Origin of the sequence: Streptomyces sp. NPDC002232 (assembly GCF_042890295.1) — a bacterium.
Lineage (GTDB): Bacteria > Actinomycetota > Actinomycetes > Streptomycetales > Streptomycetaceae > Streptomyces.
Genome location: NZ_JBIARV010000005.1, coordinates 1,042,977 through 1,067,960, shown reverse-complemented (window position 1 = coordinate 1,067,960; position 24,984 = coordinate 1,042,977). Strand labels below are relative to the sequence as shown.

The window sequence follows — 24,984 nt, the reverse complement described above, 5'->3', positions numbered from 1 at the left end:
TGCCCGCGACACCCCCCGTGCTTACGACGTCCTCTGTGCCCACGGCGTCCCCCAGTTCCACGGAAGCCCCGGAATTGTCGGCACGGCCCGAGCTGCCGACACCACCCGAGCTGCTGGCACCTCCTGAGCTGTCGGCACCGCCCGAGCTGAACGCCGAGGCCTGGTCCCGGGCCTCCGCCCGGATCCTCGCCAAAGCCCTCTCCGAGTTCGCCTACGAGGAGATCGTCGAACCCGTCCCCGCGCCCGGTGCCGAGCCCGACCGCCACGCCCTCCGGCTCGACGACGGGACCACGCTCACCTTCCGTGCCCGCCGCGGCGCCTACGGCAGCTGGCACGTCACCGCGGGCTCGGTCACCCACGAGGGCCGCCCCTTCACCGACCCCTTCGACTTCCTGGTCCGCGCCCGCCGACTCCTCCGGCTCGACGGCGCCACCCTCGGCCACCTCATCCGCGAGCTCTCCACCACCCTCGCCGCCGACACCCGCCTCGACCACACCGCCCTTCCCGCAGCCCGCCTGGCCGAGCTCTCCTACGCGGAACTCGAAGGCCACCAGACCGGCCACCCGTGGCTCGTCCTCAACAAGGGCCGCATCGGCTTCTCCGCCACCGACGCCGCCCGCTGGGCCCCCGAGGCCCGGCGCGCGACCCGGCTGCCCTGGATCGCCGTCAGCAAGCGCCTCGCGGCCTACCGGGGCGTGGCCGGCCTCGACAGCCCCGACCTGCTGTACGCCCGTGAGCTCGACCCCGCGGTGCACTCCTCCTTCCGCGCCGCGCTGGCCGCCCGCGGCCACGCGCCCGACGACTACCTCCTGCTGCCGGTCCACCCCTGGCAGTGGGACGAGGTCCTGCTGCCGCTCTACGCCCCGGCCATCGCCGCCGGGACCGTCGTCCCGCTCCCCGCCGACGAGGACCTCCGGCTGCCGCAGCAGTCCGTCCGCACCTTCCTGAACACCAGCCGCCCCGACCGGCACACCGTCAAACTGCCGCTCTCCGTGCTCAACACTCTCGTCTGGCGGGGGCTGCCGACCGAGCGGACGCTCGCGGCTCCGGCCGTGACCGCCTGGGTCCAGGGCCTGCGCGAAGCCGATCCGTTCCTGCGGGACGAGTGCGGGGTGATCCTCCTCGGCGAGGTCGCCTCCGTCACCGTCGAGCACCCCCTCTACGACCGGCTGCCCGAAGTCCCCTACCAGTACAAGGAACTTCTCGGCGCGATCTGGCGGGAACCGCTGCGGCTGCCCCCCGGCGAGCGAGCCCGCACCCTCGCCTCCCTCCTCCACACCGACCCGGACGGACGGGCCTTCGTCGCCGAACTGGTCGAGCGCTCCGGGCTCGCCCCCACCGCCTGGCTCCAGCGCTTGTTCATCGCCCTGCTCCCCCCGCTGCTGCATTTCCTCTACCGCTACGGCACCGTCTTCTCGCCCCACGGGGAGAACGCCATCGTCGTGTACGACGGCGACGACGTCCCGGTCCGGCTGGCGATCAAGGACTTCGTCGACGATGTGAACATCAGTGCCCAGCCCCTCCCCGAACACGCCACCCTCCCGGATGACGTCCGTGACGTCCTGTTGACGGAAGAGCCCGGATTCCTGATCCAGTTCATCCACTCGGGGCTCTTCGTCGGCGTCTTCCGCTACCTGGCGCCGCTCTGCGAGGAGCAACTCGGCGTGCCCGAGGAGGACTTCTGGGGACTGGTCCGGGCGGAGATCCTCCGGCACCAGGCGCGCTTCCCCGAGCTGAAGGATCGCTTCGAGCTCTTCGACCTCCTCACCCCGCGGATCGCGCGCCTCTGTCTCAACCGCAACCGTCTGCACCTGGACGGCTACCGGGACCGGCCCGAGCGGCCGCACGCGGCCGTCCACGGGACGGTTCCCAATCCGCTCGCGTGAGGTGCTCGTGTGACCCGGCTGTCAGTGCCGCCCCGTAGGGTGGAAGCGCTATGACGAAGCCATCCCTCCCCGACCTCCTCCACGCCGCCGTCTCCGCCGTCGGCGGCACGGAGCGGCCCGGCCAGGTCACCATGGCCGAGGCCGTGGCCGAGGCCATCGACGACAACTCCCACCTCCTCGTCCAGGCCGGCACCGGCACGGGCAAGTCGCTCGGCTACCTGGTGCCGGCGCTGGCCCAGGGCGAGCGGGTGGTGGTGGCCACGGCCACCCTGGCGCTGCAGCGCCAGCTCGTCGAGCGCGACCTTCCCCGGACGGTCGACGCGCTGCACCCGCAGCTGCGCCGCCGCCCGCAGTTCGCGATGCTCAAGGGCCGGTCGAACTACCTCTGCCTGCACCGGCTGCACGAAGGCGTCCCGCAGGACGAGGAGGACGGCCTCTTCGACGCCTTCGAGGCCGCGGCTCCCACGAGCAAGCTCGGCCAGGACCTGCTGCGGCTCCGCGACTGGTCGGACGAGACGGAGAGCGGCGACCGGGACGACCTGACGCCGGGCGTCTCCGACAAGGCCTGGGCCCAGGTCTCGGTCTCCTCCCGCGAGTGTCTGGGCGCCAGCAAGTGCGCCTACGGACCGGAGTGCTTCGCCGAAGCGGCCCGCGAGCGCGCCAAGCTCGCGGACGTCGTCGTCACCAACCACGCCCTGCTCGCCATCGACGCGATCGAGGGCGCCCCGGTGCTCCCGCAGCACGAGGTGCTGATCGTCGACGAGGCCCACGAGCTGGTCTCCCGGGTCACCGGCGTCGCCACCGGCGAGCTCACGCCGGGCCAGGTCAACCGCGCCGTACGGCGGGCCGCGAAGCTCGTGGACGAGAAGACGGCCGACCAGCTGCAGACCGCCGCGGAGGGCTTCGAGCGGGTCATGGAGCTGGCGCTGCCGGGCCGTCTGGAGGAGATCCCGGAAGACCTCGCGTACGCGCTGATGGCCCTGCGGGACGCGGCCCGCGCGGTGATCACGGCCCTGGGCAACACCCGGGACCGCGCCGTGCAGGACGAGGACGCGGTGCGCAAGCAGGCCATGGCCTCGGTGGAGAGCGTGCACGGGGTGGCGGAGCGGATCACGCACGGTTCCGAGTACGACGTCGTCTGGTACGAGCGCCACGACCGCTTCGGGGCCTCGCTCCGGGTCGCCCCGATGTCCGTCTCGGGCCTGCTCCGCGAGAAGCTCTTCACGGAGCGGTCCGTGGTGCTCGCCTCGGCCACGCTCAAGCTGGGCGGCGACTTCAACGGCGTCGGGGCCTCGCTCGGGCTGGCCCCCGAGGGCACCAAGGGCGACGACCTGCCGGTCTGGAAGGGCATCGACGTCGGCTCGCCGTTCGACTACCCGAAGCAGGGCATCCTCTACGTCGCCAAGCACCTCGCGCGCCCGGCGCGCGACGGCGAGCGGGGGGACATGCTCGACGAGCTTACCGAACTGATGCAGGCGGCCGGCGGCCGGACCCTCGGCCTCTTCTCCTCCATGAGGGCCGCCCAGCAGGCGGCGGAGGAGCTGCGGTCCCGGATCCCCGAGCTGCCGATCCTGCTCCAGGGCGAGGACACCCTGGGCGAGTTGATCAAGAACTTCGCGGCCGACCCGAAGACCTGTCTCTTCGGCACGCTGTCGCTCTGGCAGGGCGTGGACGTCCCGGGGCCCAGCTGTCAGCTGGTCGTCATGGACAAGATCCCGTTCCCGCGCCCGGACGACCCGCTGATGAGCGCACGGCAGAAGGCCGTGGAGGAGGCCGGGGGGAACGGCTTCATGGCCGTCGCGGCGACCCACGCGGCCCTGCTGATGGCCCAGGGAGCCGGCCGGCTGGTGCGGGCGACGGGTGACCGGGGCGTGGTGGCGGTCCTCGATCCCCGGCTGGCCACCGCCCGCTACGGCAGCTATCTGAAGGCCTCGCTGCCGGACTTCTGGTACACCACGGACCGCAACCAGGTGCGGAAGTCGCTCGCGGCCATCGACGCCGCCTCGAAGAAGGCCGACGCCTAGCGGGTGTCGCGTCGATCGAGCCGGGCTCGTCGACACGGCACCCCATGAGCGCCGGGGACGTGTCCGACGTGAGGGGTCCACACCCCGCCCACGTCAGGACACGGCAGGGCCCCGGGACCGGCGCAGAGGGTCCCGGGGCCCGGTCAGAGCCGGCGGGGAGCGTCAGACCCGCCGGAGCACCGCCACGACCTTGCCGAGGATCGTGGCCTCGTCGCCGGGGATGGGCTGGTAGGCCGCGTTGTGCGGGAGCAGCCAGACGTGGCCGTCCTCGCGCTTGAAGCGCTTGACCGTGGCCTCGCCGTCGAGCATCGCCGCGACGATGTCGCCGTTCTCCGCGACCGGCTGACGCCGGACGGTGACCCAGTCGCCGTCACAGATGGCGGCCTCGATCATCGAGTCGCCGACGACCTTGAGGACGAACAGCTCGCCGTCGCCGACCAGCTGGCGGGGGAGGGGGAAGACGTCCTCGACGGACTCCTCGGCCAGGATGGGGCCACCGGCCGCGATGCGGCCGACCAGCGGGACGTACGACGCGGCCGGCTTGCCGGTGGTGTCGGTCGGCTGGGTGCTGGGCTGGTCGGAGCCGCGGACCTCGTAGGCGCGGGGGCGGTGCGGGTCGCGGCGCAGGAAGCCCTTGCGCTCCAGCGCCATGAGCTGGTGCGCCACCGAGGAGGTGCTGGAGAGTCCGACCGCCTGCCCGATCTCCCGCATCGACGGCGGGTAGCCGCGCCGCTGGACCGAGTCGCGGATGACTTCGATGACCCTGCGCTGCCGGTCCGTGAGTCCGGAGCTGTCGGCGCGGATGCCTGGAGGTCGCCCGGGGAGGGCGCGGGCGGGTCGCCCGGGCTCCTCACCGTTCATGCTTGCGTCATTCATGGCGTGCACCGGCTCGAGTCGGCCCTGGGAGCGGTCCTGGGCGGTGATGGTGGCACTGTCTGCGGTGGTGGTCACGTCGTCGGCCCCTCTCGAATGGTCTCCCTGGCTGGCACAACGGTAGTGGCTTTCGAAAGGTTGCGCCAAACACACGTTCGAGTGAAAATTCGCAGATTGCCTTACGTGCGTATGTGCGGGGGTGTATGAGCACGCTTGCTCCACCGCCCTGAAACAGCCGTTGCGGTAGCCTTCGCCGCTGGGCCGCGGGCCATCGCGCGCCGTCCCAGTGTCGCACCCGGTGGCGTGGATCCGCGGGAGCGCCGGGGCTGCGACACGCTGACGGCCCCGAAGCGGCCGCAACCCAAGATCTAGTGGTTGGATGGCATCGGCCACCTAGGGGTAGTGGTCCCCGGTCTGCCGGGGTCGCGCGCATCGCCTATGCTGGTGGTCGCTTCGCAGGGCCTTGACGGGCCGGTGAGGCTCGTCAGTCGTGCCGTGAGAAGGGTCGAAACCAATGCACTGCCCCTTCTGCAGGCACCCCGACAGCCGCGTCGTCGACAGTCGCACCACCGACGACGGGACGTCGATCCGGCGTCGTCGCCAGTGCCCCGACTGCTCCCGTCGTTTCACGACGGTGGAGACCTGCTCGCTCATGGTGGTGAAGCGCTCCGGCGTCACCGAGCCCTTCAGCCGCAACAAGGTCATCTCCGGCGTGCGCAAGGCGTGCCAGGGGCGACCGGTCACCGAGGACGCCCTCGCCAAGCTCGGCCAGCGGGTCGAGGAGGCGGTGCGCGCCACCGGCAGTGCCGAGCTGACCACCCACGACGTGGGCCTGGCCATCCTCGGCCCCCTGCAGGAGCTCGACCTCGTCGCGTACCTGCGCTTCGCGTCCGTGTACAAGGCCTTCGACAGCCTCGAAGACTTCGAGGCCGCCATCGCGGAACTCCGCGTGCGGCCTCCCGCTGAGAACGACGGGACCGGTGCGACCCCAGCGGTCCCCGTTCCCGCCACCGCCGCCGACTGATCGGCGGGCCGGGCCCGGGCGGGCCCGGCGACCGGCCGCCGCGCGGCCCTGCAGACGTGCCCCGGGTGACCCCTGTGGTCCCTGTGGCAGCAGTACAGAAGTGCGTACAGAAGACGGTGCCCTGGGACTATCTGGGCGCCAAAGTGTGTTTTGCCCGTATATGGGAGGCGGCATGACAGAGACGGCGAGCGGCCCGGCACGTGGTTCCCGCACCAAGGGAGCCAAGTCGGCGAGCAAGGGCCTGCGTATCGAGCGCATCCACACCACCCCCGGCGTGCATCCGTACGACGAGGTGGCGTGGGAGCGCCGTGACGTCGTCATGACCAACTGGCGCGACGGCTCGATCAACTTCGAGCAGCGTGGCGTCGAGTTCCCCGACTTCTGGTCGGTGAACGCGGTCAACATCGTCACCAGCAAGTACTTCCGCGGGGCCGTCGGCACCCCGCAGCGCGAGACCGGTCTCAAGCAGCTCATCGACCGGATCGTGAAGACGTACACGAAGGCCGGCGAGGACTACGGCTACTTCGCCTCGCCCGCCGATGCCGAGATCTTCGAGCACGAGCTGGCCTACGCCCTCCTGCACCAGATCTTCAGCTTCAACTCGCCGGTCTGGTTCAACGTCGGCACCCCGCAGCCCCAGCAGGTCTCCGCCTGCTTCATCCTGTCCGTCGACGACTCCATGGAGTCCATCCTCGACTGGTACAAGGAAGAGGGCATGATCTTCAAGGGCGGCTCCGGCGCCGGCCTGAACCTCTCCCGCATCCGCTCCTCCAAGGAGCTCCTCTCCTCCGGCGGCAACGCCTCCGGCCCGGTCTCCTTCATGCGCGGCGCCGACGCCTCCGCGGGAACGATCAAGTCGGGCGGCGCCACCCGCCGCGCGGCCAAGATGGTCATTCTCGACGTCGACCACCCCGACATCGAGGACTTCATCCAGACCAAGGTCAAGGAGGAGGAGAAGATCCGCGCCCTGCGCGACGCGGGCTTCGACATGGACCTGGGCGGCGACGACATCACGTCCGTCCAGTACCAGAACGCCAACAACTCCGTCCGCGTGAACGACACCTTCATGAAGGCCGTCGAGGCCGGCGGGAAGTTCGGCCTCACCTCGCGGATGACCGGCGAGGTCATCGAGGAGGTCGACGCCAAGTCGCTCTTCCGTAAGATGGCCGAGGCCGCGTGGGCCTGCGCCGACCCGGGCATCCAGTACGACGACACGATCAACCACTGGCACACCTGCCCCGAGTCCGGCCGCATCAACGGCTCGAACCCGTGCAGCGAGTACATGCACCTGGACAACACGTCCTGCAACCTCGCCTCGCTGAACCTGATGAAGTTCCTCAAGGACGACGGCAAGGGCAACCAGTCCTTCGACGTCGAGCGCTTCGCCAAGGTCGTCGAGCTCGTCATCACCGCGATGGACATCTCCATCTGCTTCGCCGACTTCCCCACCCAGAAGATCGGCGAGAACACCCGCGCCTTCCGCCAGCTCGGCATCGGCTACGCCAACCTCGGCGCCCTGCTGATGGCGACCGGCCACGCGTACGACTCCGACGGCGGCCGCGCCCTCGCCGGCGCGATCACCTCGCTGATGACCGGCACCTCGTACAAGCGCTCCGCCGAGCTCGCCGCGGTCGTCGGCGCGTACGACGGTTACGCCCTCAACGCCGAGCCGCACCAGCGCGTCATGCAGCAGCACGCCGACGAGAACACCAAGGCCGTCCGCGTCGACGACCTGGACTCGCCGATCTGGGCCGCCGCCACGGAGGCCTGGCAGGACGTGATCCGCCTCGGCGCCAAGAACGGCTTCCGCAACGCCCAGGCCTCGGTCATCGCCCCCACCGGCACCATCGGTCTCGCGATGTCCTGCGACACCACCGGCCTCGAGCCCGACCTCGCCCTGGTCAAGTTCAAGAAGCTCGTCGGCGGCGGCTCGATGCAGATCGTCAACGGCACTGTCCCGCAGGCCCTGCGCCGCCTGGGCTACCAGGAGGAGCAGATCGAGGCGATCGTCGCCCACATCGCCGAGCACGGCAATGTGATCGACGCCCCCGCCCTGAAGACCGAGCACTACGAGGTCTTCGACTGCGCCATGGGCGAGCGCTCCATCTCCGCGATGGGCCACGTCCGCATGATGGCCGCCATCCAGCCGTGGATCTCGGGCGCCCTCTCCAAGACCGTCAACCTGCCGGAGACGGCCACGGTCGAGGACGTCGAGGAGGTCTACTTCGAGGCCTGGAAGATGGGCGTCAAGGCGCTCGCGATCTACCGCGACAACTGCAAGGTCGGCCAGCCGCTCTCCGCCAAGAAGAAGGAGGACGAGAAGGCCGAGGTCACCGCGAAGTCCGAGGCGACGATCCGCGAGGCCGTCGAGAAGATCGTCGAGTACCGTCCGGTCCGCAAGCGTCTGCCCAAGGGCCGCCCGGGGATCACCACCTCCTTCACCGTCGGTGGCGCCGAGGGCTACATGACCGCCAACTCCTACCCGGACGACGGTCTCGGCGAGGTCTTCCTGAAGATGTCGAAGCAGGGTTCGACCCTCGCGGGCATGATGGACGCCTTCTCCATCGCCGTCTCCGTCGGTCTCCAGTACGGCGTCCCGCTGGAGACGTACGTCTCGAAGTTCACCAACATGCGCTTCGAGCCGGCCGGCATGACGGACGACCCGGACGTGCGGATGGCGCAGTCGATCGTCGACTACATCTTCCGCCGCCTGGCGCTCGACTTCCTGCCCTTCGAGACCCGCTCCGCCCTCGGCATCCACTCGGCCGAGGAGCGCCAGCGCCACCTCGACACCGGCTCGTACGAGCAGCCCGAGGACGTCGACGTCGATGTCGAGTCCCTGGCCCAGTCCGCGCCCCGCACCCAGGAGCTGAAGGCCGTCGCGGTCCCGGCTCCGAAGGTCGAGGTCCCGGCCCCGAAGCAGGCCCACACCTCGGCGGAGCTCGTCGAGATGCAGCTCGGCATCAGCGCCGACGCCCCGCTCTGCTTCTCCTGCGGCACGAAGATGCAGCGGGCCGGCTCCTGCTACATCTGCGAGGGCTGCGGCTCGACCAGCGGCTGCAGCTGACGCCGGCCGGTGCGCCGCGCGGCAGGGGCCGCTGAGCGCACCGGACCACCCGTGAGGGGGCGCCGACCACCGGTCGGCGCCCCTTTCGCGTGGCGCGGTGGGATCAGGACGGCGCGGAGCCCAGGAGCGCGCCGAAGGTCTGCGGATCGGCGTCGAAGCCGCGGCTGATCGAGCGGTACGTCCAGCCGTCCGTCCCGTCGCGGGTGAACTCCACGACCGTGGCCGAGAGCGCCCCGAGGACGTCCGCGAAGTCGTGGGTCAGCAGATCCGTGTAGCCCTCGCGGACCCGTATGCCCGTGTTCACGACGTCGCCGAAGGTCAGCCGCCCACCGCCCTGCTGGATGGCCACGCCCACGACCACGCGCGCGTACCGCGCGTCCAGCCGGTCCAGCTCCAGGGTCATGGCCTCGTCGTAGCCGAATCCCTGCCCCGTGCGGCTGTCGCGGTGCAGCGTGATCGTGCCGTCCGGGGAGCGGCTGCCGAAGTGCACGAGATGGGCCGGAGCGCCGTACGGATCGCCGGTGGGGAACACCCCGGCGACCAGATCCAGGTCGTGCGCCGGGGCGCCGGCCGGGGCGGGGTCCCACTTGAGCGTGACCTCGACGCGTCCCACCCCTTTGTTGAGTCCGCTCATGGTGCTTCCCCTCTCCGCGCGCCCCCGCGCGCCTCGCCTCGTACCGTCCGGCCGCCCGTTCAAAAGCCCTTGGTCGTGGGCCTGTTGCTCATGGTGTCATGTGCCTGTGACAGAGGACCCGGTGCTGGAGGGGGAGAGCGGTTTGTGGAGTGGTGAGGAGCTGGATCTCGACGCATATCTGGCTCGAATCGGATACGACACCCGGCGGGACGGGGACGTGGCCGCCGATCTGCGGACCCTGACGGCCCTTCACCGGGCGCATGTCGCGGCGGTCCCGTTCGAGAACCTGGACGTCGCCCTCGGGCGGAACATTCCCCTGGACCTGAAGAGCCTGCAAGCGAAGCTCGTCGACCGGCGCCGGGGCGGGTACTGCTACGAGCAGAACTCCCTCTTCGCCGCGGTCCTCGAACGGATCGGCTTCCAGGTGGCCGGGCGCGGCGCCCGCAACCGCTCACGCGGCGCGGCCCTGCCGCCGATCACGCACGCGCTCCTCGTCGTCACCGTCGAGGGCGAGGAGTGGCTCGCCGACGTCGGATTCGGCTGGCAGGGCCCGCTGGAGCCCGTGCCGCTGCGAGACGGCGCGCGCGTGGACCAGAGCGGGTGGACGTTCGGGATCACCGTCGAGGACGAGGGCATCCACGTGCTGCGCTCGCTGCGGCCGGAGGGCTGGACCGATCTGTACGCGTTCTCGCCGCAGAGCCTCTACCCGGGGGACTTCCTCGTCATGAACCACTACAGCTCCAGTCATCCGCTCTCCCGCTTCCTCGGCCAGGTCGTGGTGCAGCGGCCCGGTGCGGACGTGCGCGCGTCCCTGCTGCGCCGGAGACTGTCCACCCTGCATGTGGACGGCACCACCGGGGAACGGAGCGTCGGCGTGCCCGAGTTGTCCGAATCGCTATGGGTCGAGTTCGGTATCGAACTGGATGACGAGGAGCGCGCGGGCCTTGAGCGCGTGCACGCGGCGGGAGCCTGAAGGGGTCTGCCGGGGCGCTCTTCCGCCCCGTACGATGGCGCGGTGCTGGTCAAGTGGATTCGCTGCACCGTGGTGGACCGTCGAGGGTTCGAGCGGGGACAGCGGAAATGGGCGGGGCTGCTCGGTGAGCCGGGATTCCGGGGCCAGGGCGGCGGGTGGAGCCGGGGTCGGCCGGATGTCGCCCACATCTTCGCGTTCTGGGAGAGCCGGGCCTTCTACGACTCGTTCATGGCGCGGTCGCACGACCGTCTGGCCGCGTCCCAGGTGGGCACGTTCAAGGACGTCCAGGTCAAGCTGTTCGACCACCGCTTCGACGTGAAGACGGGCTTCGAGCCGAGGTTCGCCGACGCCGACGTGGCAAGGGTCGCGCACTGCCGCGTCCACGAGGACCGGGCCGAGCACTTCGCGCTCATGCAGGAGAAGGTGTGGAACCCGGCCATGGCCGGGTCCCCCGGAATGCTGCGCGGTCTCTTCGGCGAGGCCCCCGGCAGCGAGTTCCTGGTCCTGTCGATGTGGCAGTCGACCGCCGAGCACGGAAAGTACCGGGCCGAGCGCGTGGAGCGGCTCGGACTGCGGGCGCGTACCGCATCCGACGTGGCGGCCCTGAACGGGGACGTGGTGCGGCTCGAACCGGCCTGGACGGTCTGAGCCCGCCGGCCCCGCACGGCCGGACCTCCCCCGGACGGCGTCCGCGCACCACCTTGGCTGAGCCTGCGCGGGAGCGGCGATCTAGGGTCGAGGTATGGCACGACCGCGGCGCATCGTCCTCGTACGGCACGGAGAGTCCGAGGGCAATGCAGATGACACGGTGTACGAGCGCGAGCCCGACCATGCCCTGAGACTGACCGAGACCGGCTGGCGCCAGGCGGAGGAGACGGGGGAGCGGCTGCGGGACCTCTTCGGGGAGGAGCCGGTCAGCGTCTACGTCTCGCCGTACCGCCGCACCCATCAGACCCTCCGGGCCTTCCGGCTCCCCACGGAGCAGGTCAGGGTGCGGGAGGAACCGCGGCTGCGGGAGCAGGACTGGGGCAACTGGCAGGAACGCGAGGACGTACGGCTGCAGAAGGCCTACCGGGACGCGTACGGCCACTTCTTCTACCGCTTCGCCCAGGGCGAGTCCGGTGCGGACGTGTACGACCGCGTCGGCGCCTTCCTGGAGAGCCTCTACCGCAGCTTCGAGGCGCCCGACCACCCGCCCAACGTCCTCCTCGTCACCCACGGGCTCACCATGCGGCTGTTCTGCATGCGCTGGTTCCACTGGACGGTCGCGGACTTCGAGTCGCTGTCGAATCCCGGCAACGCCGAGACCCGCTCGCTGCTGCTCGGGGCGGACGGCAGGTACCGGCTTGACCGGCCGTTCGAACGCTGGCGCACCCCGGAACCGTACGGCCCCACCGGATAGAGTGGCAGACCGATGACCGCTGACTCCGCACCCGACCGGCGCTTCGACCGCGCCCTGGCCAGCCTGCGCGGGCTGTCCGTGGGAGACGCCCTGGGCTCCCAGTTCTTCGTACCCGCCCACTACCCCCTGCTGAAGCGGCGCGAGCTGCCCGCCGGGCCCTGGCAGTGGACCGACGACACCGAGATGGCCTGCTCCGTCCTGGCCGTCCTCGTCCACCACGACCGGATCGACCAGGACGCCCTGGCCCTGTCCTTCGCCCATCACCACGACTTCGACCGGGGCTACGGCCCTGCGGTCAACCGGATGCTCCGGCTCATCCGGGAGGGTGGCGACTGGCGGGAGCTGGCCGCCGCGCTCTTCAAGGGCCAGGGGTCCTGGGGCAACGGCGCCGCGATGCGGATCGCCCCGCTGGGCGCCTGGTACGCCGACGATCCCGAGCAGGCGACGCACCAGGCCGAGATCTCCGCATACACGACGCACCAGCACCGCGAGGCCGTCGTGGGCGCCATGGCCGTCGCCGCCGCGGCCGCGCTGGCCGCCGATCCCGCCGGACCGCCGACGCCCGAGGCGCTCCTCGACGGCGTCATCGCCCTGGTCCCGCGCAGCGCGGTCGGAGCGGGACTGCGCAGGGCCCGGGACATGCTCGACTACGGCGACGCGAGCACGGTCGCTGCGGTGCTCGGCAGCGGACGCCGCACGAGCGCGCACGACACGGTTCCCTTCGCGCTGTGGTCGGCCGCGCGCGGGCTCGGTGATTTCGAGCGGGTGTTCTGGACGACCGCGCAGGTCGGCGGCGACGTCGACACGACGTGCGCCATCGCGGGCGGTGTGGTCGCCTCCGCGACGGCCGGCGCGCCGCCGGAGGACTGGCTGCGGCAGACCGAGGAGCTTCCGGGGTGGGTCCCGGACGGCGCGGTGTGACGCCGGGAGCGCGTCCCCGGTTGCGGGGACGCGCTCGTGGCCCCTGGACCCCCGTGCGGGATCCAGGGGCGGCTGATGTGGATCGGGAGTGGGGCGCGCTCTCAGGCCACCGGGCCGGCGGCTTCGGCGCGGCCGCTCTGTGCGTCGCGTGGGGCGGTGGGCTGCTTTGTACGTCGCGGGGGGCAGTGCGGCTCTCAGGCCATCGGTCCGGCTGCCTCGGCGCGGCCGCTCAGCGACTCCAGGTCGCTCTTGCGGACCCGGATCACCAGGACGGCCGTGACCAGCGCGATCAGCACCATCCCGACGGCGGCCGTGAAGGCCGAGGAGATGCCGGACGTCAGCACCTCGTGGCCCCAGGGCGCGGGCAGCTCCTTCGTCTTCAGCGCCTGGGCCTGCTGCTCGGGCGTGGAGTGGGCGAGGAAGTCCGGCAGCTGCTTCTCGCCCTCCTCGCGGCTGGCCGTGCCGAAGACGGTGACCAGGATGGAGAGGCCCAGCGAGCCGCCGACCTGCTGGGTCGCGTTGAGCAGCCCCGACGCGGCGCCCGCCTCGTGCTGGGCGACCCCGGAGACGGCGGTGAGCGTGAGCGTCACGAAGTTGAGGCCCATGCCGACGCCGAAGACGACCATCGGCCCGAGCACCCCGCCGAGGTAGCTGCTGTCCGAGGAGATGAACGTCAGCCAGAAGAGGCCGGTGCCGGTGAGCGTCGCTCCGGTCACCATGAACGGCTTGGGGCCGAGTACCGGCAGCAGCCGCTGGGCGAGCCCGGCGCCGACGCCGATCGCGACGGTCACCGGGAGGAAGGCGAGTCCCGCCTCGACCGGCGTGTAGCCCAGGACGTTCTGCACCCACAGCACGATGAAGAAGAACATGCCGAACATCGCGGCCGACAGGCTGAGCATGATGACGTACGTGCCCGAGCGGTTGCGGTCCGCGAACATGCGCAGCGGTGTGATCGGCTCCCTGGCCCGCGACTCGACGACGGCGAACGCGACGAGGAGGATCACCGCCGAGGCGAACGAGCCGATGGTCAGGCTGTCCTTCCAGCCCTCCTCGGACGCCCGGATGAAGCCGTAGACCAGCGCGGCCATGCCCAGCGTCGACGTCGCGGCGCCCGCGATGTCGAACCGGCCCGGGTGGCGCTCGGACTCCGCGATGTAGCGCGGGGCGAGGAAGGCGATCAGCAGGCCGATCGGCACGTTGACGAAGAAGACCCAGCGCCAGTCCAGCCACTCCGTGAGCGCGCCGCCGGCGAGCAGACCGATCGCGCCGCCGCCGGCGGACACCGCCGCGAACACGCCGAACGCCCGGTTGCGCTCCGGCCCTTCGGGGAACGTCGTGGTGATCAGCGCGAGCGAGGTGGGTGACGCGATCGCGCCACCCACGCCTTGCAGGGCGCGTGCCGCGAGCAGCTGCCAGGGCTCCTGGGCGAAGCCGCCGAGCAGCGAGGCGAACGTGAAGAGCAGGATTCCGGCCATGAACACCCGGCGGCGGCCCAGGATGTCGCCGGCGCGGCCGCCGAGGAGCAGCAGGCCGCCGAAGGTGAGCGTGTAGGCGCTGAGCACCCACGACAGGTCGGTGGTCGAGAAGGAGAGCGCGTCCTGGATGTGCGGCAGTGCGATGTTCACGATGGTGGCGTCGAGGACGACCATCAGCTGGCAGGCGGCGATGACGGTCAAGGCGATGCCCGGCCGACCTGCGGCGCGAGCTGGCTCGTCCTTGGTCTGTGTGTCCACCGGAGAAGTTGTCACTATGGATCCCCCACGGAAGAATTAGTGAACGCACCCGTTCACTGTGCGCCACGGTAGTGAGTCCCCCTCAGTGAACGCAACCGTTCACTGTGCGCTGCCGAAAAATCGAATCGCGTCAACGGAGAGATCCTGATGGTTACTTCGCACCCCACGGCCGCCGCCCGGCCGGAGGGAGTCGCGCTGCGGCGTCGCGGCCCCGTGCTCGAGCGGGCGATCCTGGAGGCCGCGCTCGACCAGCTCAGCAGTGTCGGCTGGGGCGGTCTCACCATGGAGGGTGTCGCGGTCGCCGCGCAGACCGGCAAAGCCGCGGTGTACCGGCGGTGGCCGAGGAAGGAAGACCTCGTCGCGGACGCGCTCCAGGCCGGGCTGCCGAAGCTCGACGAGGCACCGGACACCGGTCGCGTGCGGGAGGACCTGTACGAGCTGTGTCTCCGGGTCCGGGAGGTGATGTACTCCAAGCCCGGCTTCGCACTCCGTTCGGTGCTTCACGAATGCGACGCGGGGTCGGCTGCTCGCTTCCACGGACTGATCGAGACGGGCGTGGTCGAACCCTCCAAGAAGCTCTTCCGGGATGTGTTGCGACGCGGAATCTCCAGGGGAGAGGTTCGTCGTGACGCGATCGACGATCTCGTGCTCGATGTCATCCCCGCGATGATGATGTACCGATCCAAGGTGTGCGGAAGCGAATGGCCGGACAGTGAAATCGCCGATGTGATCGACCGGATCATGGTGCCGCTGGTGCGCGCCTGAGGCGGCAGGGGCAGCGGACGTTCGGGGGTACGGGGTACGGGGCGCGGGTGTGGGGCGCAGGTGGCGGGGGCGCGGGGTGCGGTCTGCATCAGTGGCGGGAAGGGCCTTCGGGGGCGGCCGCGCCGGTCGTTGCGCCGGCCTTCGAGGATGCTGATGCCGGTCATTGCAACGGCCTTCGGGTGGTGGCCGCACACGCCTTCGGACGGCTGGGGTGAATCCGGGTATCGCGGGTGGCGTCAGGCGGCGTAACCTGTCTGGCGCCATGCCGTACGAACCTCCCACCCACACCGTCGAGCGGTCGCTCCGAGCCACCACCGGCGCCAAGATCGTCGCCGGGGTCGACGAGGTCGGACGCGGCGCCTGGGCCGGCCCCGTCACCGTGTGCGCGGCCGTCACCGGCCTGCGGCGCCCCCCGGAGGGGCTCACCGACTCGAAACTGATCACCCCCAAGCGCCGCACCGCGCTCGCCGCCGAGCTGGAGGGGTGGGTCACCGCGTACGCGCTCGGCGACGCCTCCCCGCAGGAGATCGACGACCTCGGAATGACGGCGGCGCTGCGGCTCGCGGCGATCCGGGCCCTCGAAGGGCTACCCGTGCGACCCGACGCGGTGATCCTCGACGGCAAGCACGACTACCTCGGCAGCCCCTGGCGGGTCCGCACGGTGATCAAGGGCGACCAGTCCTGCATAGCCGTCGCCGCCGCGTCCGTCATCGCGAAGGTCCGGCGCGACGCCCTCATGGCCGAGCTGGAGGCCGAGAGCGGTGCCTGCGCCGCGTACGCCTTCGGTGCCAACGCGGGCTACCCTTCGCCGGTCCACAAGGCGGCGCTCGAGGAGCTGGGACCCACCCCGTACCACCGACTCTCCTGGTCGTACCTGGACGCGCTGCCCCAATGGCGTCACCTCAAGAAAGCCCGCCTCTCCGCCGAGGCGGCCGCGCTGGAGAGCGGGGGCCAACTCGGCTTCGACTTCTGAACTTCCGGTCGCGGAGGGCCCGTCGAGGGCCGCCCACGCGGCCGGGGCGCACCTGTGTGCCCACCCGCCGGTGCCTCGCGCAGCGGCGTTTGATAGACATCCATTCATGCCTCTCATCCCCGAGGAGCCTCAGATTCACGAGAGCGCCCAGGGTCCCCGCGCCACCGCGTCGACCCCCCGTCCCGTACCCGGCCCGCGTTCCGCGGCCTCTCCGCGCCCAGGACGCCCCGTTCCCGGTCCGGCCCGGCCGGCTGCGCCGGCGCCGCGCCCCGGTGCCGGGCAGTCTCCGGCCCAGCACCCGGAGAATCGTTCCGACCAGCGATCGACCCCGCAGCTCCAGCTGATCCCGGCCCCCGTCGACGGTGCGCTCGACGCCGCCGAGGAGGCCCTGGACCTGCTCCTGGACAGCGGGCGCGCGCCCGGCGAGATCCTGGTGCTCACCACCGGCGACCCGCACCCGTGGGCGGCTCACGAGCTGTCCTTCGGTGAGGTCGCCTACTGGGCCCAGCAGGACACCGGTGACGATGTGTTCTTCGCAGACGCCTCCGCCGTGGAGCGGGCCACCGCCCGCCCCGTGGTGATCGTCGCCGTCAACGGCGGCGACGAGGAGACGGCGGCGCGTACCCTGCCGTCCGCGATGGCCCGCGCGGGCACGCTGCTCGTCGTCTGCGGCGACCCGCAGCGCATCACGGAGCTCCTCGGAGCCGGCGCCGCCGTCTGACCGACCGCTCCTCCGCCGGGACCCCTTGGGGGACCGGCGGAGGTCGTTGCGTCGCGCGCCAAGCCCTACGCGCCAGGTCCTACACGTCAGGCCTCTGCGCGGTCGGCGCCGCTGTGTCGACCCCTGCGCCGGGCCAGGCTTCCGTCCCAACGTTTCAGACCGGGCTGCCGTCCCGGCGGCGCCTCAGGCCCCGCGCGGTCAGCGTGCGGCGGCCCGGCGCAGGGGTTCGGCCGCGCCGCTCGCGGTTCTCGGCGCGAGTACGGCGAGTTCGGCCGGTCCTTCCCCCAGCGGCAGGGGGCGAGAGTCGGAGCTCGGTCGGCGGCCGCCGCGGCCCTCGCCGAGCACCTGCCAGCCCCCGCCGGTCAGCGTGATGTACGCGCCGCAGCGGAGCCCGTGCAGCGTGCAGGTGTCCCGGAGCCCCCACATCCAGGCCCCGTCCTCCTCCGTCCAGCGTTCGTCGCCCTCGCGGCAGTACAGCAGGACCGCGGTCCGCACGGGCGTGCGTCTCCGGAGGTCGTGCGGAATGACCCGCCGCAGATGCGCGAGCAGCGCGTTGCGGAACTCCCAGCCGTCCGGCGGGACGGGGCGGCGGACGAACGAGGCGCTGGCGGCGAGCCGCTCCTCGTGGTCCAGGACGGCGAGGACCGCAGTCGAGGGCGTGGGCGCGTGGCGTGAGTGGAGGCCGCTGACGACCTCACGCGGGTTGCTCAGCAGCGGAATCCCCGCCGCGGCCCACTCGGACGGTTCGAGCATCCGAGCGAGGCGGCTGGCGGACTCGGACGGCGATCTGAGCGAGGCGGCTGTGGGCGGAGCGAATCCGAGGGTCACGGTCCTCCCTTCGGATACGCGCCCGCTCGGCGGGCAAGGTCGGGTGAGGGCGCACCACAGCACAGTCCTTCCGGACCGCTGACGGGCCGTGCGGGGCGGTTTCCCAATTCTTGCGGGCCCGTGCGCGGGCGGCAACGAGCAATTGAGGCCGCTGACTGGATTGAGTCGGTATGCCACTCATATCCCTGCCCAGTTGCCCATTGTTCACTCCCCGTTCTCCCTCCTGTCTCACCCCTGGACGGCGAGCACCAGCGGAAACACTCCTTCCGCTCCGGCCCGGCGCAGCAGCCGTGCCGCCACCGCCAGGGTCCAGCCGGTGTCCGAGAGATCGTCCACGAGGAGCACCGGTCCGCCCGCGTCCGCCAGCCGCCCGGCCAGTTCCGGAGGGACCGTCAGCGTGCGCTGGAGGCCGACGACCCGCTGGGCGCTGTTGGTCCGCGACAGCCGGAGCTCCTCCGCCTCCGGCGCGTACTCCACCGTCCCCAGGAGGGGCATCCTGCCGATTTCGGCGATGCGCTGCCCGAGCGAACCCACCAGCCGAGGCCTTCCGTGCGAGGCGACGGTGACCACGCCGGCGGGCCGCGACGGTGCGTCAGGTGCCCCCGAGGCCCAACCCCCGGGACCCTTGGCCCAGTCCGCGAGCACGTGCACCACGGCCTGCACGACATCGTCCGGCACGGGCCCGTCCGCCGTGCCGTCCGCCAGGAGCGGCCGCAGCCGGTTGCCCCAACCGATGTCGGAGAGCCGCCCCAGGGCCCTGCCGCCGAACGACTGCTCCCCGGGCGGAATGCGGCCCTTCAGATCGACCCCGACCGCGGCGAGCCCGGTGGGCCACATCTTCCGGGGCTCGACCTCCACGCCGGGCCGGCCCAGCTCGCCCTTGGCGGCGTCCAGCGCGGCGACGGACACCTTCGGGTCGAACCGGTTCCCCGCGCAGTTGTCGCAGCGACCGCACGGAGCGGCCTCCTCGTCGTCCAACTGCCGCCGCAGGAACTCCATTCGGCAGCCGGTCGACGCCGCGTAGTCGCGCATCGCCTGCTGCTCGGCCGCCCGCTGCCGGGCCACCCAGGCGTACCGCTCGGTGTCGTACACCCAGGGCTGTCCGGTGCTCTCCCAGCCGCCCTTGACCCGCCGCACCGCGCCGTCGACGTCCAGGACCTTGAGCATCGTCTCCAGGCGGGTCCTGCGGAGCTCCACCAGAGGCTCCAGGGCGGGCAGGGACAGGGGCCGCCCCGCCTGCGCGAGCACGTCGATCGTGCGGCGCACCTGCTCCTCGGGCGGAAAGGCCACCGAGGCGAAGTAGCGCCAGATCGCCTCGTCCTCCTGGCCCGGAAGCAGCAGCACCTCCGCGTGCTCCACCCCTCGCCCGGCGCGGCCGACCTGCTGGTAGTACGCGATGGGGGAGGAGGGCGACCCGAGGTGCACCACGAAGCCCAGGTCCGGCTTGTCGAAGCCCATGCCGAGGGCCGAGGTCGCGACGAGCGCCTTGACCCGGTTGGCCTGCAGGTCGTCCTCCGCCTGCTGCCGGTCCGCGTTCTCCGTGCGGCCGGTGTACGAGGAGACGGTGTGCCCGCACTGGCGCAGATAGGCGGTGACCTCGTCGGCCGCGGCGACCGTCAGGGTGTAGATGATGCCGGAGCCGGGCAGCTCGCCGAGGTGGTCGGCGAGCCAGGCCAGACGGTGTGCCGCGTCCGGGAGCCTGACCACCCCCAGGCTCAGGCTCTCCCGGTCGAGGGGCCCGCGCAGGACGAGGGCGTCCGTGCCCGCGCCGGTGCCGAGCTGCTCGGCCACGTCCGCGGTCACCCGGGCGTTCGCCGTCGCCGTGGTGGCCAGCACCGGCACGCCGGACGGCAGGTCGGCCAGCATCGTCCGCAGCCTGCGGTAGTCGGGCCGGAAATCGTGTCCCCAGTCCGAGATGCAGTGCGCCTCGTCGACCACCAGCAGGCCGGTGGCCGCGGCCAGCCGGGGGAGGACCTGGTCGCGGAAGTCGGGATTGTTGAGCCGCTCCGGACTGACCAGGAGTACGTCCACCTCGCCGGCGGCGACCTCTTCCTGGACGGTGTCCCACTCCTCGGTGTTCGACGAGTTGATCGTCCGGGCGCGGATGCCCGCCCGCGCCGCCGCCTCCACCTGGTTGCGCATCAGCGCGAGCAGGGGGGAGACGATCACGGTCGGACCGCTGCCGCGCTCACGGAGCAGGGAGGTCGCCACGAAGTACACGGCGGACTTGCCCCACCCGGTCCGCTGCACCACCAGCGCCCGGCGCCGGTCGGCGACCAGTGCCTCGATGGCCCGCCACTGGTCCTCGCGCAGTCTGGCCCTGCCCGTCGGGTCGGAGACGAGACGGGCGAGCACGGCGTCGGCGGCGGTTCGGAGGGCGGCGCGGTCTTCCTGCGGGGCTGCTTGGGTCATGCCCCCATGCAACCCGATGCCTCGGACATCGCGCGAATGAGACATCGAACCTGTGGACAACTCGGCAGGACGACGGAAGCCGCGATCCGGGAGTTATCCACAGGGGTTTCGGATTTCGGGAGATCACGAGACCGTCCTGACCATGAACGCGAATCACCACGAATCCAATGGCCCCGCCCGCACCCAGCAGATCACGCTGCGCGGCCCCGCGGAGCTGGCCGACGCCCTGCCGTTCGTGCTGGGCTTCCACCCCACGGACTCCGTCGTCCTGGTCGCCCTCCACGGCGAGCACGGCCGCTTCGGGGGCCGGGTCAGGCTCGGGATCCCGCGCTCGCCCCGGGAGTGGGCGTCCACCGCGGACCATCTCGCCGAGTGCCTCGTCGAGGGAGGTGCCCGGTCCGGCGCCCGGCCGGACGGCATCGTCGTCTTCCTCTGCCAGGACCCCGCCCCCGGTGAGACGGGCCGCAGGGTGATGGAGCGGCTGCGGCCCTTCGCCCAGCGGCTGCGAACCGCCTGCGGCGCCCTCGACATCCCCGTCTACGAGGCCCTCTGCATCACCGACGGGCTCTACTTCTCGTACTGCTGCCCCGACCAGCGCTGCTGCCCGCCCGACGGCACCCCTCTCGCGCTCAACGGCACCTCGGTCATGGCGGCGGCGGCCACCTACGCGGGAGTGCAGGTCCGGGGCACCCAGCGGGACATGGAGGCCCGGCTCAAGCCGCGCGGCGGGCCGAGGGACGAGGAGCAGCGGGCCTCCCTCGACGCGGCCGCCGCAGCGATCGTCCCCCGCATCGTGGAAGGCGCCGAGGATCAGGGGCGCCAAGAGGTGCGCGAGGCGACCCTGGGGCTCGCCCGCGAGATCCTGCGTCGCTTCGCCGGCCCCGGGCGCCGGGGCCCGGAGGGGCCGGGGGCCGCCGGCGGCCGGGTCGCCCCGGCCGCTCCTGTGCGCATTTCGGGCCAGGTGCGGTCCGTCCGCCCGGGGCGGCCCGCCGCTTCGACGGCATCGGGCGACGCCGCGGACGACGCACTGGTCACCACCGAGGAAGCGGCCGCTCTCGTGCTCGGTCTCCAGGACCGGGTCACCCGGGACCGCGCCGCCGAATGGATGGAGGGCTGGGAGGGGACCGCCGCCCTTCGACTGTGGCGCGTTCTCGCCAGGCGCTGCGTCCCGCCCTACCAGGAGCACGCCGCCGCGCCCCTGACCCTCGCGGGCTGGACGGCCTGGTCCATGGGCGACGAGCCGACCGCCCGGGTCGCCCTCGGCCTCGCCCTCGACGCCGACCCCGAATACGTCTTCGCCCGACTGTTGCACCAGGCGTGCAACGAAGGGCTCGACCCCGAATCGCTCCGCTCCTGCCTGAGGGACGAGCGGGACGCCCGCCAGCCCGCGGACGGGCAGGCTCCGCCGTCCTCCCGCCGGATCCGGATGCGGGCGGGTCGCCGCCCGGGAACCGCGTCCTCGCTCAGGAGGCCGGAGCAGCGGACCGGCAAGAACGACCGCCGGACGACGGCGGGAGTCCGCCCCGGCAACCCCGCGAAGGGACGACCCGGGAGCGGGGCCCCGAGGCCCGGCGGGCCGCGCGGGTCCAGGAGTGGCCGATGACGACCGTGACCCGGCCGCCCGCCGACGCGTTCAGCTCTCTGGCGGAGTCGTACGAACCGTCCCGCCGACGCCCCGCCGGCCGACCGGTTCGCACAGAGAGCAGCCCGTACCCGCCATGGCTCCCAGCCCCGTCCCGGCCCCCGGCCGCCCCACCGTCCAGCCGCCCGGACCCGCCTCCGGACACACGTCCGGCGCCGGCATCTCGTTCCCACGCGCCCCCCGCCCCCCGGAGCTCCCCTCGGTGCACGGAGCACTCCTCTGCGTGGCCCTGCCCGCCCTCGCGATCTGCGCCGAGCACGGTCAGCTCACCGGGGAGGGGGCCGAAGGGGTGTACGACGCGGGGCGGCGCCTCCTGTCCCGCTGCGTCCTGCGGATCGCCGGCCGCGAACCCGTCGCGCTCCAGGGCCGCATGGCGGGTGCCGACCGGGCGGTGTTCCTCGGCGCCCTCCGCGTCCCCGGGGACTCCGGGCCGGACCCCGCCCTCACGGTCGAGCGCACGCGGAGCGCCGACGGGACCGAGCGGATCACCCTGCGCAGCGCCGCGGCACGGCCCCTCCGGATCCCGGTGGAAGTCGCTCTGGGCACGGATCTCGCGGACCTGGGCGCCGTGGCGTCGGGGCGCACAGGCCCCGAGCTCGCCGCCAGCGTCCACGGCACGGGACTGCGGTGGACCGGCGACGACGGCCGGTCCACCGCCGTCACGGCCGACCCACCGCCCATGGACTCCCTGGCAGTGGCGGGAGTGCTCCGCTGGGAGGCGGAGCTGGCGCCCGGAGCGGCGTTCACGATTCGGCTGCGGGTCCGCGGCGAGTCGGCGGGCCGCACCTCCCCCTCCACCGGAGCGGGCTCCGGGCGGCCCGGCGGTCACCTCCTCGCCGAAGCCTGCGCCGAGGGCGACGACCCTCGGCCGGGGGACCTGCTCCGCGCCTCGGTCGAGGACCTGCGGGCCCTGCTCCAGCGCGACCCCGCTCGCCCGGCGGACGTCCACTTCGCGGCCGGTGTCCCCTGGCGCTGCGGACCGGTCACCGCCGAGGCGCTCTGGGCGGCCCGCATGGCCCTGCCTCTCGGCACCCGGCTCGCCACCACCACCCTGCGGGCCCTCGGACGCACCCAACTCTCCGGTGACGGCCCCGACTCCGGACGCCTCCAGGGGCCCCTCAGGGACGCCGGTCCGCACCTTCCGCCGCGCTGCACCGGCATCGAGGCCACCCTCGCGTTCCCCGCTGTCCTCGCCGAGGCGCGTCGCTGGGGGCTCCCGGCAGCGGACCTGGAGGAGCTCCTGCCCGTCGCGGAGCGCTGCCTCGACTGGCTCCGACGTACGGCCGACCGGGACGGCCTCGTCCCGGACCCGGGGCCCGCCGGCCCCTGGCGGGCCGAGACCCAGGCCCACGCGCACCGTGCCGCCCTGCTCGGCGCCGACCTCCTCGACGGCTGCGGGCGACCCGGCGGAGGCGCCCTGCGCGAGGCGGCGGGGTCCCTGCGGGAGCGGTTCCGGCGTGACTTCTGGCTCGACGACCCGGGGGGCGGACGTCCCGCCGTGGCCCGCGCCCCGGACGGCCGGACCTGGCCGCACCTCGGCGGCTGGGCGGCGCATCTGCTCGACACCGGGCTGCTGGGCGGCGGACGGTACGCGGCGGGCCTCCTGGACCGGACGCAGACCGAACAGGTGGCGAGGCTGCTCGGCACCCCGGCGCTCGACTCCGGCTGGGGCCTGCGCGGCCTCGGCACCAAGGAACCGGGCCACAACCCCTTCGGCCACCGGTCCGGCGCGGTCCGGGTGCACGAGACCGCGGTCGCCGTCTCCGGTCTCGCCGCAGCGGGCCACGAGAAGGAGGCCGCCTCCCTCCTCCGGGGGCTGCTCGACGCGGCGGCGGCCTTCGGCCACCGGCTCCCCGAGATGTACGCGGGCGAGCAGCGGACGACGGGCGGACGTCCGGTGCCCCACCCGGCGGCGTGCCGCCCGGCGGCCGTCGCGGCCGCCGGAGCCGTCCACGCGCTGCTCGCCCTCGCGGGCGTCAGACCCGACGCGCCCGGCCGGTCCGTGGCGGTGCACCCGCTGGCCTCCGCCCCGCTCGGCGCCATCAGGCTCTCCGGGCTCGTGGTCGCCGGCGAACCGTTCGCCGTGCGGGTCGGCAGGCTGGGTCTCGGTATGGTCGAGGAGGCCGCCGAGGGCCTTCAACTGGGGGTGTGACGGGATGCCGGGCGCAGAGACGAGAGAAGCCTCGCGGCGCGGTGAGGAAGTCGCGGCCGATGCTTCCGCGGGGCGTGTTTATCGTCAGGAAGACGACTATGATCGCGGCATGCCTCCCTACGACCCGTCGGCCTTCCCTCCCTTCGCCGTGACCGTCGATCTGGTCGTGCTCACCGTGCGGCGCCACGCACTGTGCACCCTGGTCGTACGGCGAGGAGAGACGCCGTACCAGGGGCGTTGGGCGCTGCCCGGCGGATTCGTGCGGGAGGACGAGGACCTCGGTACCGCGGCCGCGCGTGAACTGGTCGAGGAGACGGGCCTCTGCGCGCACGACCCCGCCGCCCCGCCGCCCGTGCCGACCAACGGCGCGCACCTGGAGCAGCTGGCGACGTACGGAGCACCCGACCGCGACCCGCGCATGAGGGTCGTGAGCGTCGCCCATCTGGCGCTGGCACCCGACCTTCCCGCGCCGCGCGCGGGCGGCGACGCGAACAGCGCCCGCTGGGCCCCGGTCGAGGAGCTCCTGGGCGAGGACGCGACCGCCAAGGCCGGGGACGGGCCGGGGGCACTCGCCTTCGACCACGCGCGGATCCTCACGGACGGCGTGGAGCGCGCCCGCTCCAAGATCGAGTACTCGTCCCTCGCCACGGCCTTCTGCCCGCCGGAGTTCACGGTCGGAGAGCTGCGGCGCGTCTACGAGGCCGTCTGGGGCGTCTCCCTCGACCCGAGGAACTTCCACCGCAAGGTGACCGGCACGCCCGGCTTCCTGGTGCCCGCCGGAGGAACCACGACCCGTCAGGGAGGGCGCCCCGCGCAGCTCTTCCGGGCTGGTGGGGCCACCCTTCTCAACCCGCCGATGCTGCGCCCGGAGGTCTGAGAGGCGGGCGCATCCGCCGCCCCAGACTGGCAACATTACGCGGAAAGTCCGAAATGTAGCGTTATCTTGCTGCGGAA

The 24,984-nt window shown here is 72.4% G+C and carries 19 protein-coding genes; 14 read left to right on the top strand and 5 right to left on the bottom strand.

Translation table 11 applies throughout. The annotated features are described in order from the left end of the window. Window positions 1-74 precede the first annotated feature (74 nt). Both ACFYXU_RS27815 and ACFYXU_RS27810 read left to right on the top strand, forming a co-directional pair. On the top strand, window positions 75-1,886 hold the full coding sequence (locus ACFYXU_RS27815) for an IucA/IucC family protein (RefSeq protein ID WP_389408411.1): 1,812 nt from the start codon (window positions 75-77) through the stop codon (window positions 1,884-1,886). Between the two features lie 50 nt (window positions 1,887-1,936). Continuing rightward, the gene (locus ACFYXU_RS27810) at window positions 1,937-3,910 is read left to right on the top strand and encodes an ATP-dependent DNA helicase (protein WP_389408412.1); all 1,974 of its coding nucleotides are present in this window, start codon (window positions 1,937-1,939) and stop codon (window positions 3,908-3,910) included. 162 nt (window positions 3,911-4,072) lie between these two features. Here the strand turns inward: ACFYXU_RS27810 and lexA are convergent, their stop codons facing one another. Beyond that, window positions 4,073-4,861, bottom strand: coding sequence for a transcriptional repressor LexA (gene lexA / locus ACFYXU_RS27805; protein ID WP_015036661.1), 789 nt, complete (start codon window positions 4,859-4,861; stop codon window positions 4,073-4,075). A 436-nt stretch (window positions 4,862-5,297) separates the two neighbouring features. Here lexA and nrdR point away from each other — a divergent pair, with 436 nt between their 5' ends. Together nrdR and ACFYXU_RS27795 are read left to right on the top strand one after the other, a co-directional pair. Further along, window positions 5,298-5,807 (top strand): transcriptional regulator NrdR, encoded by a 510-nt coding sequence (gene nrdR / locus ACFYXU_RS27800; protein WP_376510266.1) that lies wholly within the window; start codon window positions 5,298-5,300, stop codon window positions 5,805-5,807. Between the two features lie 172 nt (window positions 5,808-5,979). Then, a complete protein-coding gene (locus ACFYXU_RS27795) occupies window positions 5,980-8,874 on the top strand; it encodes a vitamin B12-dependent ribonucleotide reductase (RefSeq protein ID WP_361403302.1) in 2,895 nt (964 codons plus the stop codon). A gap of 103 nt (window positions 8,875-8,977) precedes the next feature. On the opposite strand, the gene ACFYXU_RS27790 is transcribed toward ACFYXU_RS27795, so the two are convergent. Further along, on the bottom strand, window positions 8,978-9,508 hold the full coding sequence (locus ACFYXU_RS27790) for a TerD family protein (protein ID WP_376510264.1): 531 nt from the start codon (window positions 9,506-9,508) through the stop codon (window positions 8,978-8,980). 106 nt (window positions 9,509-9,614) lie between these two features. Here ACFYXU_RS27790 and ACFYXU_RS27785 point away from each other — a divergent pair, with 106 nt between their 5' ends. From ACFYXU_RS27785 to ACFYXU_RS27770, 4 genes are all read left to right on the top strand, one after another. Further along, window positions 9,615-10,481: an arylamine N-acetyltransferase gene (locus ACFYXU_RS27785; RefSeq protein WP_389408413.1), complete on the top strand. Its 867-nt coding sequence runs from the start codon at window positions 9,615-9,617 to the stop codon at window positions 10,479-10,481. A gap of 42 nt (window positions 10,482-10,523) precedes the next feature. Beyond that, window positions 10,524-11,129, top strand: coding sequence for a YdbC family protein (locus ACFYXU_RS27780; RefSeq protein WP_329857259.1), 606 nt, complete (start codon window positions 10,524-10,526; stop codon window positions 11,127-11,129). Between the two features lie 94 nt (window positions 11,130-11,223). After that, window positions 11,224-11,883, top strand: coding sequence for a histidine phosphatase family protein (locus ACFYXU_RS27775; RefSeq protein ID WP_361403296.1), 660 nt, complete (start codon window positions 11,224-11,226; stop codon window positions 11,881-11,883). A gap of 12 nt (window positions 11,884-11,895) precedes the next feature. Then, window positions 11,896-12,804 carry an ADP-ribosylglycohydrolase family protein gene (locus tag ACFYXU_RS27770; RefSeq protein ID WP_389408414.1) on the top strand — a complete coding sequence of 303 codons (909 nt, stop codon included), beginning with the start codon at window positions 11,896-11,898 and terminating at the stop codon, window positions 12,802-12,804. Between the two features lie 194 nt (window positions 12,805-12,998). Here ACFYXU_RS27770 and ACFYXU_RS27765 read toward each other — a convergent pair whose 3' ends face one another. Then, window positions 12,999-14,552, bottom strand: coding sequence for an MFS transporter (locus ACFYXU_RS27765; RefSeq protein ID WP_389460477.1), 1,554 nt, complete (start codon window positions 14,550-14,552; stop codon window positions 12,999-13,001). A 132-nt stretch (window positions 14,553-14,684) separates the two neighbouring features. Here ACFYXU_RS27765 and ACFYXU_RS27760 point away from each other — a divergent pair, with 132 nt between their 5' ends. From ACFYXU_RS27760 to ACFYXU_RS27750, 3 genes are all read left to right on the top strand, one after another. Then, window positions 14,685-15,302: a TetR/AcrR family transcriptional regulator gene (locus ACFYXU_RS27760; protein WP_389460475.1), complete on the top strand. Its 618-nt coding sequence runs from the start codon at window positions 14,685-14,687 to the stop codon at window positions 15,300-15,302. A 262-nt stretch (window positions 15,303-15,564) separates the two neighbouring features. Then, the gene (locus tag ACFYXU_RS27755; RefSeq protein ID WP_361403284.1) at window positions 15,565-16,275 is read left to right on the top strand and encodes a ribonuclease HII; all 711 of its coding nucleotides are present in this window, start codon (window positions 15,565-15,567) and stop codon (window positions 16,273-16,275) included. Window positions 16,276-16,381: 106 nt separating this feature from the next. Continuing rightward, window positions 16,382-16,996: a hypothetical protein gene (locus ACFYXU_RS27750; RefSeq protein ID WP_329857253.1), complete on the top strand. Its 615-nt coding sequence runs from the start codon at window positions 16,382-16,384 to the stop codon at window positions 16,994-16,996. Between the two features lie 198 nt (window positions 16,997-17,194). On the opposite strand, the gene ACFYXU_RS27745 is transcribed toward ACFYXU_RS27750, so the two are convergent. Together ACFYXU_RS27745 and ACFYXU_RS27740 are read right to left on the bottom strand one after the other, a co-directional pair. After that, window positions 17,195-17,824 carry a hypothetical protein gene (locus tag ACFYXU_RS27745; RefSeq protein WP_389460473.1) on the bottom strand — a complete coding sequence of 210 codons (630 nt, stop codon included), beginning with the start codon at window positions 17,822-17,824 and terminating at the stop codon, window positions 17,195-17,197. A 228-nt stretch (window positions 17,825-18,052) separates the two neighbouring features. Further along, complete coding sequence (locus tag ACFYXU_RS27740; RefSeq protein WP_376510246.1) at window positions 18,053-20,236, bottom strand: RecQ family ATP-dependent DNA helicase; 2,184 nt, start codon at window positions 20,234-20,236, stop codon at window positions 18,053-18,055. Window positions 20,237-20,378: 142 nt separating this feature from the next. Here ACFYXU_RS27740 and ACFYXU_RS27735 point away from each other — a divergent pair, with 142 nt between their 5' ends. From ACFYXU_RS27735 to ACFYXU_RS27725, 3 genes are all read left to right on the top strand, one after another. Further along, window positions 20,379-21,839, top strand: coding sequence for a DUF4192 domain-containing protein (locus tag ACFYXU_RS27735; RefSeq protein WP_389460470.1), 1,461 nt, complete (start codon window positions 20,379-20,381; stop codon window positions 21,837-21,839). Window positions 21,840-21,954: 115 nt separating this feature from the next. Further along, on the top strand, window positions 21,955-24,030 hold the full coding sequence (locus ACFYXU_RS27730; RefSeq protein ID WP_389460468.1) for a glycogen debranching N-terminal domain-containing protein: 2,076 nt from the start codon (window positions 21,955-21,957) through the stop codon (window positions 24,028-24,030). Window positions 24,031-24,139: 109 nt separating this feature from the next. Further along, window positions 24,140-24,907, top strand: coding sequence for an NUDIX domain-containing protein (locus tag ACFYXU_RS27725; protein ID WP_329857248.1), 768 nt, complete (start codon window positions 24,140-24,142; stop codon window positions 24,905-24,907). Window positions 24,908-24,984 lie beyond the last annotated feature (77 nt).

Bases quoted from the DNA above. Each gene is read 5' to 3' on its own strand.
- ACFYXU_RS27810 (WP_389408412.1), top strand. From the start codon at position 1,937: ATGACGAAGCCATCCCTCCCCGACCTCCTCCACGCCGCCGTCTCCGCC.
- nrdR (WP_376510266.1), top strand. From the start codon at position 5,298: ATGCACTGCCCCTTCTGCAGGCACCCCGACAGCCGCGTCGTCGACAGT.
- ACFYXU_RS27795 (WP_361403302.1), top strand. From the start codon at position 5,980: ATGACAGAGACGGCGAGCGGCCCGGCACGTGGTTCCCGCACCAAGGGA.
- ACFYXU_RS27790 (WP_376510264.1), bottom strand. From the start codon at position 9,508: ATGAGCGGACTCAACAAAGGGGTGGGACGCGTCGAGGTCACGCTCAAG.
- ACFYXU_RS27775 (WP_361403296.1), top strand. From the start codon at position 11,224: ATGGCACGACCGCGGCGCATCGTCCTCGTACGGCACGGAGAGTCCGAG.
- ACFYXU_RS27770 (WP_389408414.1), top strand. From the start codon at position 11,896: ATGACCGCTGACTCCGCACCCGACCGGCGCTTCGACCGCGCCCTGGCC.
- ACFYXU_RS27760 (WP_389460475.1), top strand. From the start codon at position 14,685: ATGGTTACTTCGCACCCCACGGCCGCCGCCCGGCCGGAGGGAGTCGCG.
- ACFYXU_RS27755 (WP_361403284.1), top strand. From the start codon at position 15,565: ATGCCGTACGAACCTCCCACCCACACCGTCGAGCGGTCGCTCCGAGCC.
- ACFYXU_RS27750 (WP_329857253.1), top strand. From the start codon at position 16,382: ATGCCTCTCATCCCCGAGGAGCCTCAGATTCACGAGAGCGCCCAGGGT.
- ACFYXU_RS27740 (WP_376510246.1), bottom strand. From the start codon at position 20,236: ATGACCCAAGCAGCCCCGCAGGAAGACCGCGCCGCCCTCCGAACCGCC.
- ACFYXU_RS27735 (WP_389460470.1), top strand. From the start codon at position 20,379: ATGAACGCGAATCACCACGAATCCAATGGCCCCGCCCGCACCCAGCAG.
- ACFYXU_RS27730 (WP_389460468.1), top strand. From the start codon at position 21,955: ATGGCTCCCAGCCCCGTCCCGGCCCCCGGCCGCCCCACCGTCCAGCCG.
- ACFYXU_RS27725 (WP_329857248.1), top strand. From the start codon at position 24,140: ATGCCTCCCTACGACCCGTCGGCCTTCCCTCCCTTCGCCGTGACCGTC.